Raw genomic sequence first — 18,027 nt, 5'->3', positions numbered from 1 at the left:
TCTCTGGGCAGTACAGCTAGCGGAGAAGGACATGGCGAGGGGGACCGGCTCGCGGGGAACGCGCCCGGCACCCCAGTCGCCGTGCGCGGCGGCCAGCTGCGCGCGGTCGGTGCACAGCAGTTGCAGTCCCTGCAACGACTCCTCGGGCGTGGCGCCCGGATAGACCGGCGGCGACGTGGTGAGAGCACGGACGACCAGCCCGAAGCCGTTGCCGATCGGGGGGTCGGCGTCGGCCAGCTCGGGCGGGGCGGCGTCCCCGGCCAGGCGGCGCGTCACGCCGATGTGGCAGGCGGCGACGACGGCCCCGGCGCGCACCCGGCGTCCGGAGACGGTCTCCACGCCGGTGACCCGCGGCCGGCCTGCGTCGTCCTCCACCAGCAGGCGGGCGGCGCCGTCGCCGAGCACCACCCGGCCGCCGTCGGCCTCCAGCCGGCGGCGCAGCGCGGCGGTCAGCCCTCCGGACCCCCCGACCGGGTGGCCGGGCGGGACCTCGTGGAGGAGCGCCACCCAGCCCACCATCGCCGCCGTCCCCGGCTCGGACATGGGCGGGCCGCTCTGCGCGCCGAACCAGGCCAGGGCTGCCTTGAGCCGCTCGCTGGTGAACCAGCGGTCCAGCAGCGCATCGCCCGACCCGAGGAAGTCCACCGCGAGGTCGCCGCCAGGGGTGCGCGGCCGGCCGTCGCGGGGTGCGCCGAGCGGCCAGAACGAGCGCACGAGGCCACCGGCGCTGGGGCGACGTCCGAAGGAGTCGACCACCGCCCGGCTGCGCGGCCCCCAGACTTCGACGAACCGGCGGTAGGCGGCGGCGTCCTCCGGGCCGCAGGCGGCCTCGATCGAGGCACACGTCGCGTCGAGGTCGACGGAGAAGACCAGGGGCCGCCCAGCCGGGCCCGGGTTCCCCGGCTCCGGCGCGGGTGCGAAGCCCCAGGGGTCGCAGTCGACGTAGCGCAGGCCGTGGGCGGCGAGGTCGAGCTCCTCGACGATGCCGCTGTGCCGGACGATCACGTGCGCGCTGGAGCCGCGGTCGACGCGGACGCCCGGCCAGCGCTCGACCGTCGAGACGGCCCCGCCCAGCACCTCGTCGGACTCGACCACCTCGACCGACAGGCCCTCGTGGGCGAGGTAGCAGGCGGCGACCAGCCCGTTGTGACCCGAGCCGATCACCACCACGTCGACGGAGGAATCGGATGGCTGTGGGTTCACGCCTGGTCGTTCGCCCGTTCCGGGTCGCGCGGATGCAGCGGGAGGCGGGCGCCGAGGATGGCGAAGGGGCGGGGGTCGCCGGGGAAGTGGTAGCCGCGGGCGAGGTCGACGAAGCCGTCGGCGTGGTACAGCCGGAAGGCCTTCGTGTCCGCGTCGGGCGTCGAGAGCAGGGCCGCGGGGTGCGGGAGGTCGGCGACCAGGGCGTGCAGCAGCTGCCGGCCCAGCCCCTGGCTCTGGTGGTCGGGGTGGACGTGCAGTTCGCAGACCTCGAAGGCGCCCGGCAGCCACTGCTTCGCCGTCCGCCGGTCGAGCGCGGCGCGCACCTGGTCGTGCCACCACTGGCCGGGCTCGATCACGTAGCCGTAGCCGAACCCGACCAGCCGTTCTCCCTCCGGCGTCTCGGCGAAGGCGCCGACCGCCCGGAACCCGGGCCGCTCCGTGTGCTGGATCGCGTAGCCGTACCGCCCGGCCACGACACCGGCGTCGTACCCCATGGCAAGGCCGTAGATGGTGAGGGCCTCGTGCATGTTGTCCCGCAGCCAGCGCGAGGGGAGCTCGACGATCCGGGTCCGGGGTCTGGTGCCTGTCACGGGGCGACCGCCTCCGGGACGTCGTGGGCGCGGGGCGCCGGACCGTTCCCGACCTCGGCGGCGGTGCCGTCGGTGAGCCGCAGGAGCTCCTCGTAGGAGGTGGGGAACACCGTGGCGGGGTGCCCGGCCGCCGCCCACACCTGCGGGTGGCGGGCGAGCTCGACGTCGACCAGCGTCCCGATCGGCTCCGGATGACCGACGGGTGCGACCCCGCCGATCGGCTGGCCGGTGACCTGCCGGACCAGCTCGGCCGGCGCGCGGGTGACCGCGTCGACCCCCAGGAGGACGGCGACCTTCGCCTCGTCCACCCGGTGCGCCCCGCTGGTCAGCACGAGCAGGGGCTGGCCGGCGGCCACGAAGACCAGGCTGTTGGCGATCGCGCCCACCGGGACGCCGAGCGCGGCGGCCGCCGCGGCCGCGGTGCGCACCTCGGCCGGCAGCTCGCGCACCTCGCCGAGGGCGCCCGCCTCCCGCAGGAGGCGGCGGACCTCGGCGACCCGGGGGGAGTCGGCGGGCGGCATGCCGGCGATCCTTCCACCCCTCGCCCGAGGGCGGCTGGCCGGGCGACGCCTCCTGCTCGCTCCGCGCCAGGGGAACGGGGTGCCGTCCCGGGCCCGCGCTGCCACGATGACCTGCATGTTCCGTCGCCGCACCCGCGAGCTGTCCGGTGCCAAGGTGTTCGTCACCGGCGCCGCCAGTGGCATCGGGCGGGCGGTCGCCCTCCGCGCGGCCGGCGAGGGGGCATCCCTCTTCCTCACCGACCTCCATGCCGAGCCGCTCGCCGAGACCGCCGAGCTGATCCGCGCCGCAGGAGGGTCGGTGCCGTTCGTCGAGGCCGCCGACATCGCCGACCACGCGGCGGTCAGCTCGCTGGCCGGGCGGCTCACGAGCGCGCACGGCGCGATGGACGTGGTCATGAACGTCGCCGGCATCTCCACCTGGGGCACCGTGCGCTCGCTCGAGCACCGCCAGTGGCGGGCGCTGATCGAGGTCAACCTGATGGGTCCGATCCACGTCATCGAGTCCCTGGTGCCGCCGATGATCGACGCCGGACGCGGTGGGCACCTGGTCAACGTCTCCTCTGCCGCCGGTCTGATCGGCATGCCGTGGCACGCGGCGTACAGCGCCTCGAAATTCGGCCTGCGCGGCGTCTCGGAGGTGCTGCGCTTCGACCTCGCGCGACACCGCATCGGGGTGAGCCTGGTCTGCCCCGGCGGCGTGGACACCGGGCTGACCGAGACGATCGACATCGCCGGCGTCGACAAGGCGACGCCGGCGTTCCGGCGGGCGCAGGCGTTCTTCAGGAGGCGGGCGGTCACGCCGGAGCAGGCCGCCGACGCGATCCTCGACGGCGTCCGGCGCAACAGGTACTGGGTCTACACCTCCTCCGACATCCGGCTGGTGCACCTGCTGCAGCGCGTCTGCCCACCGCTGTACGTCGGGGCGATGCGGCTCCTGAACGCCGGCGCCAACCGCGTCCTGCCCGAGGTGGAGCGGGCCCGCCGCGGGACGGCGGCCGCGTGAGCCCTCGGATCGGGCCGGGCACCCGCCGCGACATCGGCGTGCTCGCCTGGGGCTTGGCCCGGCTCGCCGGCCGGGTGACCGGCACCGGCCCGCCCGCCATCTTCAGCACCCTGGGCCGCACCCGCGGGCTCTTCTGGGGTTGGCTGCACTTCGCCGGGCGGCTGATGCCGGGCGGCACGCTGCCGCGCCGGGAGAGCGAGCTGGTGATCCTGAGGGTCGCGGACCGCACGGGCAGCGACTACGAGTGGCGCCATCACGAGCTGCTCGCCCGGCGTGCCGGGCTCGGGGACGCCGAGATCGCGCGGGTGCGCACCGGCCCGGACGCGCCGGAGTGGTCGGACCGCGACCGGCTGCTGCTCCGGGTCGCCGACGAGCTGATCGCCTCCGACGACCTGTCCGACGGCACCTGGGCCGACGTGCGCCGCGAGTTCGACGAGCGCACCGCCATCGAACTGCTGCTGCTCGTGGGGCACTACCGGATGCTGGCCACGACGCTGCACGTGCTGCGGGTGCCGCCCGACCGCTGAGCACCGTCCGGCACGTGCATGTGGAGCTGCACGGCTCCACCGCTCTGACCGATCCGGACTACGTCGGATTCGTGCCGGTGGAGGACGTCGAAGGCCGGACGTGATCGTGGTGACGCCGTCGTGACCAGCGAAAACTGTCGTACCCGACGCATACCGTGCGGGCATGTGGGGAGCTCGGGTGCCAGGGCCGCCGGAGGATGGCGAGCCGATCCCGTTCGTGCCCGCGGACCTGATGTCGCCCGGGTCGAGTGAGCTCGAGATCGTCGCCGACATCTGGTCTGCCGACGCGCACATGGCCCGCGAACACGCGCGGCAGGCCGCCGCGATCGCCGAATTGGCCCGGCGCCGGTCCGTCGAGCGGGATGCCGACTTCGGTGCGCGTGGGGGTCCCGGCCATGACTCACGGGCGGTGCGCCAGCCCGTGCTCGCCGACGTCTCCGACGACTTCGTCACCGAGCTCGCCGTCATCCGGAACTGCTCCGAGGCCGAGGCGTCCAAGCTCGCGGTCGAGTCGCTGCTGCTCACCACCACGCTGGCGGCGGTCTGGTCCGAGTTGTTCGTGGGACGGCTGACGGTGCGCAAGGCGCGCATCCTCGTCGACCTGCTCGGTGACGCGTCCGACGCCGTGGCCGCCGCGGTCCTGGCCCGCGTGCTGCCCGGCGCCGAGGATTGTGCGCCTGCACGGCTGGGCGATCGCGTCCGCTACCACCTCTACCAAGTGGACTCCGAGGCCAAGGAGCGCCGTCGCCGGGAAGCGGAGCGCAGGGCCGACGTGCACGTCGAGCGCACCGCCGACGGCCTCGGCCGTCTGGTGATCGAGGGGCCGCTACCGATGGTGTACGCCGCCCGTGACGCGATCGGCCGGTACGGCCGCTGGATGCGGGCCGAGGGTGACCGGCGGCCGATGGGTCTGCTGCGCTCCACAATGGCGCTCGACCTGATCCTCCGTCCGTGGGACACCAGCCGGCCGCCGGTGACAGCTCACCTGTACATCCATGCGGCGCTGCCCGCCCTGCGCGCGAACGCCCCGTCCGGCGCTGCGCCTGCGGAACTGGATGGGGCCCTCGTCTCCGCTGTCCAGTGTCGGGAACTGCTCGAGTCCCTGGACGAGCTCGCCCTCCCGCCGCTACCGGCCGGCGGATCGGTGTCCGTAGCCGTCGACGATCCGGTCAGCGGCGAGACCGTTGCCGTCGCGACTCGGGCAGAGCTGCGCCGAGCCGCCGGGTGCGGGCCGGGGCTGAGCCCTCCACCAACCACCAGCAGTTATGAACCATCCGCCGCGCAGCGGCGCCTCGTCACCGTCCGGGACCGGCGCTGCCGCGTGCCCGGGTGCGGTCGCCGTGCCGAGCGCTGCGACATCGACCACGGCCACCCCTACGCCGACGGCGGCACGACGGCCTGCGAGAACTTGTGCTGCCTCTGCCGGCGGCACCACCGGATCAAGACCTTCGCCCGGGGTTGGTCGTTCACCCTGCTCGAGGACGGGCGGCTCGTGGTCCGGACGCCGAGCGGGGTCTCGCGGACCACCCGTCCCCCCGGCTGGTTCCACGAGCCCGAGCCCGATCCGCCGTGGCTCGAGGAGCTCGCCCCACCGGATCCGCTGCAGCTCTGAGTCCCATCACGACGTGCCCGCGTCGTCTTGACGGCGCGGGCCGGCTCCTGTCTACTGGAGGTGTTCGAACACGTGTTCGAACGATGGTCGGAACGGTCCCGCCGGTCCACCCGTCCCCGGTCCTTCCCCACCGGGGCGGGTCCGGGCGCGGGGAGCGGTCGAGGGGTGGGGAGTCTGTCATGAGCCGGGTGCTGGGCGAGGCGGTCGACAGGGTCGGCGAAGAGGTGCAGGTCGAGCTGGGCGCGCTGGGGCCGGTGCAGTTCTGGCGCGGGCAGTCCCGGTACGTCGTGGGGGAGTTGCTCGACTCGTGGCGGGAGACCGCTCCCTGGTGGCAACGCGACTCCGCGGGTGGGGGAGCGTCGGCCGACCTGGTCGCCCCCCGCGAGGTGTGGCGGGTCGAGGCGGTGCGGGCGGGGCGCTCGCGGATGGACTTCGCCGGCGTCTACGACCTGTCCTGGGATGCCGTCGCGAACCGTTGGTGGCTCGTCCGGGTGCACGACTGATGGGCGCCGCCCGAGTGCTGACCGACGGTCAGCTGCCGCTGCCCCCGGCGTTGCCCGCCGCTGCCATCACGCTGCTGGACCAATCCCGCCGCGGGCTGACCGAGGCCGCCGGCTGCACCGATCCCCGCCAGCGCTACGCCACCGCTCACCTGTCGGCGCTGCGGGCCGCCGCCGCCGTGCTCGCCGCCCGCACCCGGCCCGAGGCCGGCCGCCGTCGCCCGCGCAGCGCCTGGGTGCTGCTCGGCCAGGTCGCCCCCGAGCTGGGGGAGTGGGCCACCTTCTTCGCCGCCGGCGCGGCCAAGCGCGCCGCCGCCGAGGCGGGGCTGTCCCGCGCGGTCACCGAGCGGGAGGCCGACGACCTCGTCCGCGACGTGGGCTCGTTCCTCGCGGTCGTGGAGACCTGCCTGGGCGTCGGCGCCGAACGGGCCTATCCGCGCCCCCGCGCCGTCGGTGGCACCGCGTCCGAGCCGCACCGGTGAGCGATCCCTTCGTCCACCTGCACGTCGCCTCGGGCTACTCGATGCGCTTCGGCGCCAATCACCCCGCCGACCTCGTCGCGCGGGCCGCCGAGCACGGGATGGGCGCTCTGGCCCTCACCGATCGCGACGGGCTCTACGGTGCCGTCAAGTTCGCCCTGGCCTGCCGGTCGGCGGGGATCCGGCCGATCTTCGGGGTCGACCTCGCCGTCGCGCCCGCGCTGGACACCACCGTGCCCCCCGCCCTCGCGCACGCGCTCGGTGGCGCGGCCTCCGGAGCCCGGCCGCCGCGGCTGCAGCTGCCCGGTACCGGCGGTCGGAAGGGGCCGGTCCGGGGTGGGGCGACGGTGGACCCCCGGCTGCCACGCGTCACCTTCCTGGCCCGGGACGGCGCAGGCTGGGCGTCGCTGTGCCGGCTCACCAGCACCACCCATCTGCGCGGCACCCGCGGCGAGCCGGTCAGCTCGCTGGCCATGGCCGCCGAGCACGCCACCGGGCTGACTCCGCTGCTCGGCCCCGACTCGCCGGTGGGGCGGGCGATCACCGCAGGCCGCAGCGACCTGGCCGCGGCCCAGCTGGACACGTGGCGGGCGGTCTTCGGGTCCGACCTGGTCCTGGAGGTGGTCCACCACCGCGGACGGGGTGACCGCCAGCGGGCCCAGGCGATGCTCCGGTTCGCCGCCGAGCAGGGCGTGCCGGTCGTGCTCAGCAACGCCGTCCGGTACGTCGACGCCCTCGACGCGCCGACCGCCGACGTCCTCGACTCCGCGCGTCGGCTGGTCCCGCTCGACCTCCGGCACGTCGACCGGCGCACCGCCGAGGGCTACCTCAAGTCGGGCAAGGAGATGGCCGAGGTCGCCGAGGACCTCACCGGCCCCGACCGCGATGCCGCGCTGCGGCTGCTCGAGCGCACCGCCCGGCTGGCCGAGCAGTGCGCGGTCGACGTCCGGGACGACCTCGGCATCGGCAGCGTCCGCTATCCCGAGCTCGACGTGGTCACCACCCCCGCCGAGCGGGGGATGGGCCCGTCCCAGGTGCTGCGCGCCCGGTGCGAGGCGGGACTGGGCCGGCGCGGCATGGCGCTGACCGAGCGGGTGCGCAGCCGGCTGGAGGAGGAGCTGGCGGTCATCGACTCGCTCGGCTACCCCTCCTACTTCCTCACCGTCGCCGACGTGGTCGACCTCATCAAGAGCTTGAGGGTTCGGGCGGCGGCGCGCGGCTCGGGCGCGGGCAGCCTGGTCACCTATCTGCTCGGCATCTCCGACGTCGACCCGATCCGCTACGGCCTGCTCATGGAGCGGTTCCTGTCCCCGCTGCGCCACCAGCTGCCCGACATCGACATCGACGTGGAATCCGCCCGGCGGATGGAGGTCTACGACGCAGTCCTGGACCGGTTCGGCGCCGACCGGGTCAGCTGCATCTCGATGATGGACACCTACCGGGTGCGGCACGCCATCCGCGACGTCGGCGCCGCGCTGGGGCTGCCCCCGGCCGAGATCGACGCCGTCGCCAAGGCGTTCCCGCACATCCGCGCCAACCAGGTGCACGCGGCGTTGCGCGACCTGCCCGAGCTGCGGGCCAGCCGGTACGGCTCGAAGCGGGCCGGCGGGTCCGGGGACCTGGACCTGCTGTTCGACCTGGTCGCCCGGCTCGACGGGCTGCCCCGGCACATCGCGCTGCATCCCTGCGGCGTGCTGCTGTCCGACACCACCCTGCTCGACCGCACCCCCGTCGAGAGCAGCTACCTCGGCTACCCGATGAGCCAGTTCGACAAGGACGACGTCGAGGAGATCGGGCTGCTCAAGCTCGACCTGCTCGGCATCCGCATGCAGTCGGCGATCGCGCACGCCCTCGACGAGATCGAGCGGGTCGACGGCAGGTGCGTGGACATCGACGCCGTTCCGCGGGACGACCCGACGACGTTCGAGCTGATCCGCTCGACCCGCACGCTCGGCATGTTCCAGATCGAGTCACCGGGGCAGCGCGAACTGGTCGGCAAGTTCGGGCCGCAGACCTTCGAGGACATCATCATCGACATCTCGCTGTTCCGGCCCGGCCCGGTGAAGAGCGACATGGTGACCCCCTTCCTCCTGGCCCGGAACGGCTGGCGCCCCGCGGAGTACCCGCACCCCGACCTCGAGTTCGCGCTCGCCGAGACCGGTGGGGTGGTGGTGTTCCACGAGCAGGTGCTGCAGGTGGTGTCCCGGATGACCGGGTGCACCCTGGCCGAGGCCGACGAGGTGCGCCGGGCGCTGGGGGAGAAGGACGCCCACCCCGAGGTGCGGGCGTGGTTCATGCCCCGCGTGCTGGACGCCGGCTATCCGGTGGAGGTCGCCGAGCAGGTCTGGCAGGTGCTGGTGGCCTTCGGGTCGTTCGGCTTCTGCAAGGCGCACGCCGCGGCGTTCGCCCTGCCCACGTACCAGTCGGCCTGGCTGAAGACCCACCACCCGGCGGCCTTCCTCGCCGGGGTGCTCACCCACGACCCGGGCATGTACCCGAAGCGGCTGATCCTCGACGACGCCCGCAACTTCGGCATCCGGGTGCTCGGCCTCGACGTCAACGCCTCGGGCGCGACCTACCGGGTCGAGCGGATCGGGACGGCGGACGAGCACGGGACAGCGGGGTGTGACGAAACCCCGGGGGAGGGATGGCAGCGGCCGGAGTGGATGCCGGCGTCGATGGTCGATCCCTCGCGGTACGGCATCCGGCTGGCGCTGGCCGACGTCAAGGGCATCTCCGACGACGAGGTGGCCAGCATCGTCGCCGGGCAGCCCTACCGGTCGTTCACCGACTTCTGGACCCGGGCATCGGTGTCGCGCCCGGTGGTGGAGCGGCTGGTGCTGGCCGGCGGCTTCGACTCGCTCTACGGGTTCGGGGTGCGCGATCGCGAGTCCCGTCGGCCGACGCACCGGCGCCGGCAGCTGACCCGCCGTGACCTGCTGCTGCAGATCGGCGAGCTGGACCGGTGGAGTCGCAGCGGCGCGCGGGCGGGCTCGGCCGGCCAGCTGAGCCTCGACCTGCTGGGGCTGGGGGAGTCCGAGGAGCAGCAGGAGGAGACGCCCGCCTGGGCCGAGGGCAGCGGGCTGCCGGAGTTCACCGACGCCGAACTGGTCCGCGCGGAGCTGGAGGTGCTCGGCCTGGACGCCAGCCGGCACGTCGTCGACTTCTACAAGCCGTTCCTCGCCGCGCTCGGCGCGGTGCCGGCGGGCGAGCTGCTCGGCTGCCGCAGCGGGGCGGAGGTGCTGGTCGCCGGGGTGAAGGTCGCCACCCAGACCCCGCCGATCAGGTCGGGCCGGCGGGTGGTGTTCGTGACCCTGGACGACGGATCGGGCTGCACCGACTCGACCTTCTTCGAAGACGCGCAGGGCCCCTACGCCGCGACGGTCTTCCACTCGTGGCTGCTGGTCATCCGTGGAGTCCTGCGGCGCACCGGTGCGCGCGGGGTCTCCCTGCGGGCCACCGGGGCCTGGGAACTGCCGGCCCTGCACGAAGCGTGGGAGACCGGCGGGCTCGAGGCGGTGCGCGAGCTGATGGCGGCACCGGGGGAGATCACCGAGCAGGCGATCACCGGAGCCGCAGCGTCCCGGAGCAGCCGGCCGGTCATGGCCCGGCCGGTGCTGGTGCACCCCACGGGCTTCCGGATGTCGCCCTACGCCGACATCAAGCCGGCTGGCGACGACGCGGGGACGGCCGCCCGCCGCGCCGCCGCCGGCCCACCCCGCAAGCTCTGGCACTCCAGTCCGGGCAGCTCCGGGCACTGACAGGCGGGCGATCAGCCCTCGCCGTCGCTGTCCTCGCCGTCGGTCGACTCCTCGATCTCCCGCTCGGCGTCGTCCACGCCTTCCTCGATGTTCTGCTCCACGTCGTCGTCGACGACGTCGGAACCGCAGGCGGCGGTCGTGAAGGCGGCGGCGGCGATGGCGAACGCGCTCAGCGCGGCGCGGATCATGCGGGGACGGGCAGACCGGGGCATCGGAACTCCTGGCGTCGGTGGGTCACAACCACCGGGACCTGCCCGCCGATCCGGCACCGGCAAACCGATCGGCCCTCAGGAGAGGGACGGCAGGTGGACCAGGCCGGCCTCGGTCTCCCGGAACCCGCAGGCGTCCAGGTAGAAGGGGCGCAGCTCGGGCCGGAAGTCGACGTGCAGCCACTCGCAACCGGCTGCCCTCGCCTGCTCGGCCGCTGCCGCGACGACCAGGGTCCCGATGCCCTCGCGCTGGTGGTCGGTCCGCGTCTTGGTGTCCAGGAGGAAGGCGTGGTCGCCGCCGTCCCAGGCGACGTTGACGAAGCCGACCAGGGTCCCGGCCACCCGCGCCGTCACCCAGCCGAGGCTGTGCGGGCGGATGCGGTCCCACCACCCCGGTACCGGAGAACCCCCGTGGGCCCGGACGAGCTCGACCATCTCGGCATCGCTCAGCGGGCCGCGCCACGCGAGATCGACGTCGGAGGCAGCAGGCACGCCGGCACGCTAGGTGACGAGACCGGCCGCCGGCACCTGCGTTTCTCCGGCGGTCGATGAGATGCGGCGCCCGGCACCGTCCTACTCCTCGACAGCGATCAGCACCGCGAGAGGACCAGCCATGCCCCAGCAGATCACGTGCCTGTGGTTCGACGGCCAGGCCGAGGAGGCCGCCCAGCTTTACACCTCGATCTTCCCGAACTCGAGCATCGGCCGGATCACCCGCTTCGGGCCGGGCATGCCGCCACCCATGGCGGAGGGCTCCGTCCAGTCCGTCGACTTCAGCCTCGACGGGCGGCCCTACACGGCCCTCAACGGCGGGCCGATGTTCCAGTTCACCGAGGCCATCTCCATCCAGGTCGTCTGCGCGGACCAGGAGGAGACCGATCGGTACTACGACCGGCTGGTCGACGGCGGCGAGGAGAGCATGTGCGGCTGGCTCAAGGACAGGTTCGGCGTCTCCTGGCAGGTCTTCCCCGAGGAGCTGGACCGGCTGCTCACCGACCCCGACCCGGGCCGGGCGCTGCGGGCCACCCAGGCGATGCTGCAGATGCGCCGCATCGACATCGAGGAGATGCGGCGCGCCGCCGACGCCGTCCCTGCCTGACACCCACACGGCCGCCGCGCGCTCGGGACGGAGCCCGGACCAGCACCCGCCACTAGGCTCGGCTCGTGCCGACCGCTCCCGCGACCTCCTCCGCCGAGCAGCTCCCACCCCGGGGCGCGGCCGTCTGGGCAGCGCTCGACCCGGTGATCGGCGCCGGCACGCCGCTGCGCGTTCTCGACGTCGGCGGGGGCAGCGGCATGTTCGCCGTCCCGCTCGCCCGGCTCGGTCACGCCGTCACCGTCGTCGACCCCAGCGCCGACGCGCTCGCGACGCTCGCCCGCCGGGCCGCCACGGCCGGGGTGGGGGACCGGGTGCACGGCGTGCAGGGCGACGGCGACCTGTTGCACGAGGTGCTCCCCGCCCTCGCCCCCGGCGACGGCTACGACCTGGCCCTGTGCCACTCGGTGCTCGAGGTCGTCGACGACCCCGCGGCCACCCTGCGGGAGATCGCCGGCACCCTGCGCCCGGGCGGGCAGGTCAGCGTGGCGGCGGCGAACCGGGCCGGCGCCGTCCTCGCCCGCGCGCTGGCCGGCCACCCCGTCGAGGCGCTGGCGCTGCACCGGGAGCACGAGCCCGCCGACACCCGCACCCGCCTGGCCGTGCGCCGCCGGTTCACCCCCGACGACCTCCTCGCGCTGGTCGAGGGCGCCGGGCTGCGACCGGGGCCGTGGCGCGGCGTCGCCGTCGTCGCCGACCTCCTCGACGCGGCCTCCGGTGCCGACCAGGGCGCCGTCGGCGCCCTCGAGCTCGCGCTCGCCGAGGCCTCGCCGTACCGCGAGGTGGCCACCGGCCTGCACGTCCTCGCGGTCCGTCCGTGACCACACTGCCGCCGGACCTGCACCGCCCCGCCTACGGCACCGCCTCGCTCGCCGACGTGCTCCCCGGCGTGGCCGCCGCCCTGGGCGTCCCGCTCGAGCGGGACGAGTTCCCGGCGGACCCGCTGGGGTTGCACACGGTGCTGGCCGGGGCCCGGCGCGTGGCCGTCCTGCTCGTCGACGGCCTGGGCGCGGACCTCGTCCGGCAGCACGCCCACCTCGCACCCACCCTCGCCTCGCTGGCCGCCCCCGTCGGTGACCTCTCCGCGCCGTGCCCGAGCACCACGCCGGTCAGCCTCGCCAGCCTGGCCACCGGCATGCCGCCGGGCAGCCACGGCGTGCTCGGCTTCGTCACCGCCGTCCCCGGGCAGGAGGGCCGCACGCTCACCCACACCCAGTGGACCGACGACCCCGATCCCGACCTGTGGCAGCCGCGCCCGACGGTGTTCGCGCGGGCCGAGGCCGCCGGGGTGCCCGCGACGGTCGTCGCCCCCTACGCGTTCGCCCGCAGCGGCCTCACCCGCGCGGTGTACCGCGGCGCCACGTACGCCGGAACCGTCGGGGCCGGTGACCTCTCCGCGGCAGTCCTGCACGCGCTGTCCGCGTCGCCGCGCGCTCTCGTCTACGCCTACATCGCCGATCTCGACCTGACCGGCCACGTCCGCGGGGTGGACTCCGACGGCTGGCGCGCCCAGCTGCAGCTGATCGACCGCCAGGTGGAGCAGCTCGTCGCCGGGCTGCCCGCCGACGCTGCACTCCTGATCACCGCCGACCACGGGATGCTCGACGTCCCGGCGGCGACCAGGCTGGACATCGACGCGGTGCCCGAGCTCGGCGACGGCGTCGCCCTGCTGGCCGGTGAACCGCGCGCCCGGTACGTGCACACCGTCCCCGGCGCCGCCGCCGACGTCCTGGACCGGTGGCGGGAGGTGCTCGGCGAGCGCGCCTGGGTCGTGGGCCGCGACGACGCCGTGGCCGGCGGGATGTTCGGTCCCGTCGACGACGGCATGGCCGACCGGATCGGCGACGTCGTCGCACTTGCGCGGGGCACCTGGGCGCTGACCGCCACCGAGCGCGAGCCCGGGCCCAGTCGGCTGGCCGCCTACCACGGCTCGCTCACGGCGACCGAGCTCGCCATCCCCCTGCTGTGCGCCACGGGGTCCGGGCTCAGCTGACGGTCAGCCGGTCGGGCGGCGGGTCACCGAGAGCCAGTGCCAGGTCCGCACCCGGCCCGGGCGTTCGGCCTGGCAGGTGAGCCGAACCGGCTCGGGGGACGGCCGGCTCTCCACGACGACCTCCACGGTGTGGTCGCCGTCGGCGAGCGAGACCGCCCAGCGCTCGACGTCCGGAGCCGGCTCCGGCACCCGGCTCGCGCTCACCGGGTGCAGGTCGTCGATCCCCAGCCGGCCGAGCTCCTCGCGGGCGCCGTGCTGGGCAGCCTGCACGTGCGCCGGGAGCCCGGCCCGGCCGCGCAGCCAGGCCAGGGCCACCTGGCCGCGCTCGTGCGCGGCGACCATCAGCCCGCCGTCCCCGGGCACCTGCCCGTAGTAGAAGCCGTGCGGCAGGACGACGACGTTCGCCGCGAACCGGTCACCGCCGAGGTGGCTGCACTCCCACACGTCGGTCGCGGGCATAGCGCGGGCGAGCGGCCGCCCGCGCAGGGCGCAGCAGGCGTCGTGGCCACCGTGCGTGCACACCAGGTAGGTCGGCCGGTCCGACCGCGTCCCCACCGAGCCGTCCCAGGGGACGTCGAGCAGATCGGCGTCGGACGCCCGCGCCGACCACCAGAGCCCCTCGCGGCCGGGTCGGCCGTCGGCGTAGCCCCAGCGCTGCCCCGAGTCGGCCAGCCGGGCCCCCGGCCGGCGCACCAGGAGCACCCGGACACCCTCCCGCCGGGCCCGCTCGGCCAGCAGCGGCGCGATCCGGGCGTCGAACCGGGACTGCAGGAGCGCGTCCCGGCCCCACGGACCGGGCTGCTCGACCAGCAGCCAGCGCTGCACGGGAGAGGCGGTGGCCATCCCCGAGTCGCCGCGCTCCAGCGCCTGCACCGAGCAGCGCGCCGGGTCCAGGCGCCCGGTCGGCAGCGCCGGCAGGTCCGTGCGACAGAAGTCGTCCGGCTCGCCGACGGTCACGGGTGGGGCACTGCGACGTCCGGCACTGCGACGTCCGGCACTGCGGCGTCCGGCACTGCGGCATCCGGTACTTCGGCGTCCGGCACCACGGCGACCGACTCGAACACCAGCCGCCGGGCGAGATCGAGCTGCTCGTCGGCCGCCAGCCCCGGCAGGTCGCCCACCTTGAGCTCCCCGACCGCCAGCAGTTCGGCCAGGGCCGGGCGGACCGCGGCGGGGAAGGAGTGTGACCGGCGCCCGCCCAGCAGGGTCACCCGGCCGTCGTCCCCGTCCCGCAACGCGCAGCGCAGCCGCCGGCGCAGCCGCAGGACCGAGTCGGCGGTGAGCGCGGCCGCGGCACCGGACTGCGCCAGCGGAGCGACCGGCTCGGGCCGCACCTGCGCCCACGTGCGGGCGCGCAGCCGGTCGGCGACCTCGTCCGGGTCGACCCGGTCGAGCCACTCGCGGAGGCCGGCGATCACGGCGACGACGTCGTCGCGCACGACGGCCGGGTCGGCGAGGTCGACGCCGAGGGGTAGCGAGCCGCGCAGGCCGGGGTCCTCGGCGGCCAGGGTGCGCACCAGGTCCAGCGCCGACTCGGCGGCCGCCCAGCGGGTCACGGAGTGGATGCCGACGGTGAGGTGCGCGCTGATCTCGCCCAGCGCCCGTGCCGAGTGCAGGTAGCCGCGGGGCAGGTAGAGCGCGTCACCGGGACGCAGCACCGCGTCGATCACCGGCTCGCGCTCGGCTGCCGCGGCCACCTCGCCGGCCCGGTCGGCCCACGGCTGGGTGCGCAGCGGGTCGCGCAGCACGGGTTCGTGGATGGTCCAGTGCTTCTCGCCGGCGACCTGCAGGACGAAGACGTCGTGCACGTCGTAGTGCGGGCTGAAGCCGCGCGAGGACGGCGGGGTGACGTAGGCGTTCACCTGCGTCGGGTGGCCCAGCTCGGCGGCCAGCTGGTCGGCGAACTCGATCAGCGGCGGCCAGAGCCGGTGCAGGCCCTGGAGCACGACGGTGCTGCCGTCGGCGAACAGCCGCAGCACGGCGTCGGAGGAGACCTGGTCACCGATCTCGGCGCCGGCGCCACCCGAGGTCGTGAAGCGGGAGGGGTCGACGACCGAGCCGTCCTTGGCGATCCTCAGGAACGGCGTCCGCAGGCCCCGGCGGGAGAGCAGCTCGTCGACGGCGGCCAGGTCGAGCAGGTCGGTGAAGGAGCTCCCGAGGTCCTCGGCGCGGGTGAGCAGGGGCCGGCGGGCCCAGTACTCCTCGGCGAAGACGTCCGGGTCGAGGTTCGTGCACCGCCGCAGGGCCGGGCGCAGCTGCTGCGCCCGGCCCCGGGTGGTCGGGTTCTCGGTCAGGCCGAACCGTCCGCGCCACCGTCGGCACCGCCGTCGGCACCGCCGTCGGCGCCGCCGTCGGCGCCGCCGTCAGCACCGCCGTCCGCGCCACCGTCGGCGCCGCCGTCAGCACCGCCGTCAGCACCGCCGTCGGCGCCACCGTCGCGGCCCGCCTCCGTGCCTGCCGCGCCGTGGTCGGCGCCGCCCGCGCCGCTGTCGGCCGGACCGTGCGCGCCGCTGTCGGCTCCGCCGTCGGCTCCGCCGTCGCCGCTGGTCATGTCGTCGAGCGCCATGGTGCCTCCGCCTTCTGTGGGTCTCGGGCCGCCGGGCGGCGGCTCTCGCCTCGCTGCTTACCTCGCCCATCCTGGCCCGACACATGCCGCCCGACCAGGGGAGCGGCCGGGCCGGATCACGACTGCGACACGACCCGTCGATCGGCGCGCCCACGCGCCTGGAGGAGAGCTACTCTCGGACTCGTCATGCGAACAGGTGTTCGAACGAGGAGGTGTCGATGACAGGTCGGGCGCAGGGGTGCACCGTGCTGCACGTCGACATGGACGCGTTCTTCGCCAGCGTCGAGGTGCGCCGCCGGCCGGAGCTCGCCGGCACGCCGGTGATCGTGGGCGGCGCGGGCAACCGGGGCGTGGTCACCTCCGCCACCTACGAGGCGCGGCGGTACGGGGTGCACGCGGCCATGCCCACCGCCCGCGCGCTGCGGTTGTGCCCGACGGCGACGGTGCTCCCCGGCGATCTGGCGCTCTACGCGGAGGTCTCCCGGTCGGTGATGGCCCTCTTCCGCTCGATCACCCCGCTGGTGGAGCCGCTGAGCCTGGACGAGGCCTTCCTCGACGTCGCGGGCGCCGGCCGCCGGCTCGGCGACGCGGCGGAGATCGGCGAGTACATCCGCGCCCGGGTCTTCGACGAGCAGGGCATCACCTGCTCGGTCGGCGTCGCCGGCAGCAAGTTCGTCGCCAAGCTCGCCTCCACCCGCGCCAAGCCCGACGGGATGCTCGTCGTCCGGCCGCAGGAGGTCCTGGACTTCCTGCACCCGTTGCCGGTCGGTGCGCTGTGGGGCGTGGGCCCCAAGACCGAGGAGCAGCTCCTGCGGCTGGGGTTGCGCACCGTGGGCGACCTGGCCCACGTACCGGCGAAGACGCTCCAGCGAGCGGTGGGGACGGCGAGCGGCGCGCACCTGCACGAGCTGGCGTGGGGCCGCGACCCGCGCCGGGTGGTGCCGGACGAACCGGAGAAGTCCACCGGCCACGAGGAGACGTTCGGCACCGACGTCGACGATCCGGAGGTCATCCACCGCGAGCTGCTGCTGCTCGCGGAGCGGACCGCCGGCCGGTTGCGCTCGGGTGGCTGGCTGGCCCGCACGGTGAGCATCAAGGTCCGGTTCGCCGACTTCGCCACGATCACCCGCAGCCGCACCCTCGACGTCCCGACCGACGTCGGCCAGGAGCTCTACGACACCGCCCGGTCGCTCTTCGACGCGCTGGGCCTGGACCGGGCGCGCATCCGGCTGGTGGGGGTGCGGGCCGAGCGGCTGGTGGAGGCGGGCTCGGCGCCGCAGCAGCTGGAGCTCGGGGCTCGCGAGCACGGCCGCCGCGACGCCGAGCTGGCCGCCGACCGCGCCGCCCGGCGATTCGGCGCCGGAGCCGTCCGACCGGCGAGCCTGCTGCGCCGCGACGGGCGCCCGGGGCGCGGTGTCCGTGCAGGTCCCGGCCCTGCCGACAGGCAGTCCGGAGCTGCCCGGAACCTTCGGGGGCGCTCGGTCGTCGACCACTCGGAGGAGTGACATCGGCGGGTCGCCCGCGGCTCGCCGTACCGTCGCCTTTCGCCGCCCGCTCAGGGCTCGTATCCTCGATAGCACCGTCGGCGCGAGCCTCCGACGGTCCTGGCTCCGCCCACCTGGAGGTCGACGTGCCGCTCTCCGAGCACGAGCAGCGTCTGCTGGAGCAGATCGAGCGCGCCCTCGTCGATGACGATCCCAAGTTCGCCTCCTCGGTCCGCACCGGTGACCGCCGGCTGAAGGCCCGGCGCCGGCTGCAGATCGGCGCCGGCCTCGTCCTCGTGGGCTTCGCGATCCTCGTCGGCGGCGCGGTGGCCCAGCAGTGGCTCATCGGCGCGCTCGGCTTCCTCGTCGCCTTCGGCGGCGCGGCCCTCGCCGTCCTCCACTACAAGGTCGCCACCGGCGCGGTCGAGGCCGGCCCGGCCCCGGCGAGCGGCCGTGGCTCGGGGCCCGGCCGCCCCGCAGGCC

The 18,027-nt window shown here is 75.1% G+C and carries 19 protein-coding genes; 11 read left to right on the top strand and 8 right to left on the bottom strand.

Features of this window, described 5'->3' with window-relative positions:
- The 3 genes from A6V29_RS02355 to A6V29_RS02345 all read right to left on the bottom strand — a co-directional run.
- The coding region (locus A6V29_RS02355) for a phytoene desaturase family protein (RefSeq protein WP_137158798.1) at positions 1-1,203 on the bottom strand (1,203 nt) is incomplete at its 3' end.
- Positions 1,200-1,793, bottom strand: coding sequence for a GNAT family N-acetyltransferase (locus A6V29_RS02350; protein ID WP_137158797.1), 594 nt, complete (start codon positions 1,791-1,793; stop codon positions 1,200-1,202). The genes A6V29_RS02350 and A6V29_RS02355, both read right to left, overlap by 4 nt.
- The gene (locus tag A6V29_RS02345; RefSeq protein ID WP_137158796.1) at positions 1,790-2,314 is read right to left on the bottom strand and encodes a YbaK/EbsC family protein; all 525 of its coding nucleotides are present in this window, start codon (positions 2,312-2,314) and stop codon (positions 1,790-1,792) included. The genes A6V29_RS02350 and A6V29_RS02345 overlap by 4 nt, the downstream gene beginning before the upstream one ends.
- A gap of 115 nt (positions 2,315-2,429) precedes the next feature.
- On the opposite strand from A6V29_RS02345, the gene A6V29_RS02340 reads away from it, so the two are divergent.
- The 6 genes from A6V29_RS02340 to A6V29_RS02315 all read left to right on the top strand — a co-directional run bounded on the left by A6V29_RS02340 (position 2,430) and on the right by A6V29_RS02315 (position 10,196).
- Positions 2,430-3,317 carry an SDR family oxidoreductase gene (locus A6V29_RS02340; RefSeq protein WP_212718950.1) on the top strand — a complete coding sequence of 296 codons (888 nt, stop codon included), beginning with the start codon at positions 2,430-2,432 and terminating at the stop codon, positions 3,315-3,317.
- A complete protein-coding gene (locus A6V29_RS02335) occupies positions 3,314-3,844 on the top strand; it encodes a carboxymuconolactone decarboxylase family protein (protein ID WP_137158794.1) in 531 nt (176 codons plus the stop codon). Before A6V29_RS02340 ends, A6V29_RS02335 begins: the two co-directional genes overlap by 4 nt.
- A 178-nt stretch (positions 3,845-4,022) precedes the next feature.
- The gene (locus A6V29_RS02330; RefSeq protein ID WP_137158793.1) at positions 4,023-5,456 is read left to right on the top strand and encodes an HNH endonuclease signature motif containing protein; all 1,434 of its coding nucleotides are present in this window, start codon (positions 4,023-4,025) and stop codon (positions 5,454-5,456) included.
- A gap of 179 nt (positions 5,457-5,635) precedes the next feature.
- A complete protein-coding gene (locus A6V29_RS02325) occupies positions 5,636-5,959 on the top strand; it encodes a DUF6504 family protein (RefSeq protein WP_137158792.1) in 324 nt (107 codons plus the stop codon).
- Positions 5,959-6,438 (top strand): SAV_6107 family HEPN domain-containing protein, encoded by a 480-nt coding sequence (locus A6V29_RS02320; RefSeq protein ID WP_170977656.1) that lies wholly within the window; start codon positions 5,959-5,961, stop codon positions 6,436-6,438. The genes A6V29_RS02325 and A6V29_RS02320 overlap by 1 nt, the downstream gene beginning before the upstream one ends.
- Complete coding sequence (locus A6V29_RS02315) at positions 6,435-10,196, top strand: DNA polymerase III subunit alpha (protein WP_137158791.1); 3,762 nt, start codon at positions 6,435-6,437, stop codon at positions 10,194-10,196. Before A6V29_RS02320 ends, A6V29_RS02315 begins: the two co-directional genes overlap by 4 nt.
- An 11-nt stretch (positions 10,197-10,207) precedes the next feature.
- On the opposite strand, the gene A6V29_RS02310 is transcribed toward A6V29_RS02315, so the two are convergent.
- Together A6V29_RS02310 and A6V29_RS02305 are read right to left on the bottom strand one after the other, a co-directional pair.
- Entirely contained in the window at positions 10,208-10,408 is a 201-nt protein-coding gene (locus tag A6V29_RS02310) for a hypothetical protein (protein ID WP_137158790.1), read from the bottom strand.
- Positions 10,409-10,483: 75 nt separating this feature from the next.
- Complete coding sequence (locus A6V29_RS02305; RefSeq protein WP_249932936.1) at positions 10,484-10,897, bottom strand: GNAT family N-acetyltransferase; 414 nt, start codon at positions 10,895-10,897, stop codon at positions 10,484-10,486.
- 121 nt (positions 10,898-11,018) lie between these two features.
- Here A6V29_RS02305 and A6V29_RS02300 point away from each other — a divergent pair, with 121 nt between their 5' ends.
- The 3 genes from A6V29_RS02300 to A6V29_RS02290 all read left to right on the top strand — a co-directional run bounded on the left by A6V29_RS02300 (position 11,019) and on the right by A6V29_RS02290 (position 13,494).
- Positions 11,019-11,504: a VOC family protein gene (locus A6V29_RS02300; protein ID WP_137158789.1), complete on the top strand. Its 486-nt coding sequence runs from the start codon at positions 11,019-11,021 to the stop codon at positions 11,502-11,504.
- A gap of 65 nt (positions 11,505-11,569) precedes the next feature.
- Positions 11,570-12,322: a methyltransferase domain-containing protein gene (locus A6V29_RS02295; protein WP_137158788.1), complete on the top strand. Its 753-nt coding sequence runs from the start codon at positions 11,570-11,572 to the stop codon at positions 12,320-12,322.
- On the top strand, positions 12,319-13,494 hold the full coding sequence (locus A6V29_RS02290; RefSeq protein ID WP_137158787.1) for an alkaline phosphatase family protein: 1,176 nt from the start codon (positions 12,319-12,321) through the stop codon (positions 13,492-13,494). Before A6V29_RS02295 ends, A6V29_RS02290 begins: the two co-directional genes overlap by 4 nt.
- 3 nt (positions 13,495-13,497) lie before the next feature.
- Here the strand turns inward: A6V29_RS02290 and A6V29_RS02285 are convergent, their stop codons facing one another.
- The 3 genes from A6V29_RS02285 to A6V29_RS02275 form a co-directional block, all read right to left on the bottom strand.
- Positions 13,498-14,451, bottom strand: coding sequence for a ferredoxin family protein (locus A6V29_RS02285; RefSeq protein ID WP_137158786.1), 954 nt, complete (start codon positions 14,449-14,451; stop codon positions 13,498-13,500).
- On the bottom strand, positions 14,448-15,473 hold the full coding sequence (locus tag A6V29_RS02280) for a cupin domain-containing protein (RefSeq protein WP_349642931.1): 1,026 nt from the start codon (positions 15,471-15,473) through the stop codon (positions 14,448-14,450). Before A6V29_RS02280 ends, A6V29_RS02285 begins: the two co-directional genes overlap by 4 nt.
- Positions 15,474-15,784: 311 nt before the next feature.
- Positions 15,785-16,060, bottom strand: a complete 276-nt coding sequence (locus tag A6V29_RS02275) for a BatC protein (RefSeq protein WP_137158784.1) — start codon at positions 16,058-16,060, stop codon at positions 15,785-15,787.
- 218 nt (positions 16,061-16,278) lie between these two features.
- Between A6V29_RS02275 and dinB the strand changes: the two genes are divergently transcribed.
- Together dinB and A6V29_RS02265 are read left to right on the top strand one after the other, a co-directional pair.
- Positions 16,279-17,565 carry a DNA polymerase IV gene (gene dinB, locus A6V29_RS02270; RefSeq protein WP_249932935.1) on the top strand — a complete coding sequence of 429 codons (1,287 nt, stop codon included), beginning with the start codon at positions 16,279-16,281 and terminating at the stop codon, positions 17,563-17,565.
- Positions 17,566-17,690: 125 nt separating this feature from the next.
- Positions 17,691-18,027: SCO2097 family morphological protein (locus tag A6V29_RS02265; protein WP_137158783.1), on the top strand; the 337-nt coding region annotated here is incomplete at its 3' end.

The organism is Blastococcus sp. CCUG 61487 (genome assembly GCF_005222955.1).
Lineage (GTDB): Bacteria > Actinomycetota > Actinomycetes > Mycobacteriales > Geodermatophilaceae > Blastococcus.
The sequence above is the reverse complement of the archived record's forward strand: the minus strand, read 5'-3'. Positions and strand labels throughout refer to the sequence as shown.

What these genes read in the sequence shown, in the direction of transcription:
- A6V29_RS02300 (WP_137158789.1), top strand. Translation starts at nt 11,019, where the DNA reads ATGCCCCAGCAGATCACGTGCCTGTGGTTCGACGGCCAGGCCGAGGAG.
- A6V29_RS02275 (WP_137158784.1), bottom strand. Translation starts at nt 16,060, where the DNA reads ATGGCGCTCGACGACATGACCAGCGGCGACGGCGGAGCCGACGGCGGA.
- A6V29_RS02340 (WP_212718950.1), top strand. Translation starts at nt 2,430, where the DNA reads ATGTTCCGTCGCCGCACCCGCGAGCTGTCCGGTGCCAAGGTGTTCGTC.
- A6V29_RS02345 (WP_137158796.1), bottom strand. Translation starts at nt 2,314, where the DNA reads ATGCCGCCCGCCGACTCCCCCCGGGTCGCCGAGGTCCGCCGCCTCCTG.
- A6V29_RS02320 (WP_170977656.1), top strand. Translation starts at nt 5,959, where the DNA reads ATGGGCGCCGCCCGAGTGCTGACCGACGGTCAGCTGCCGCTGCCCCCG.
- dinB (WP_249932935.1), top strand. Translation starts at nt 16,279, where the DNA reads ATGACAGGTCGGGCGCAGGGGTGCACCGTGCTGCACGTCGACATGGAC.
- A6V29_RS02310 (WP_137158790.1), bottom strand. Translation starts at nt 10,408, where the DNA reads ATGCCCCGGTCTGCCCGTCCCCGCATGATCCGCGCCGCGCTGAGCGCG.
- A6V29_RS02325 (WP_137158792.1), top strand. Translation starts at nt 5,636, where the DNA reads ATGAGCCGGGTGCTGGGCGAGGCGGTCGACAGGGTCGGCGAAGAGGTG.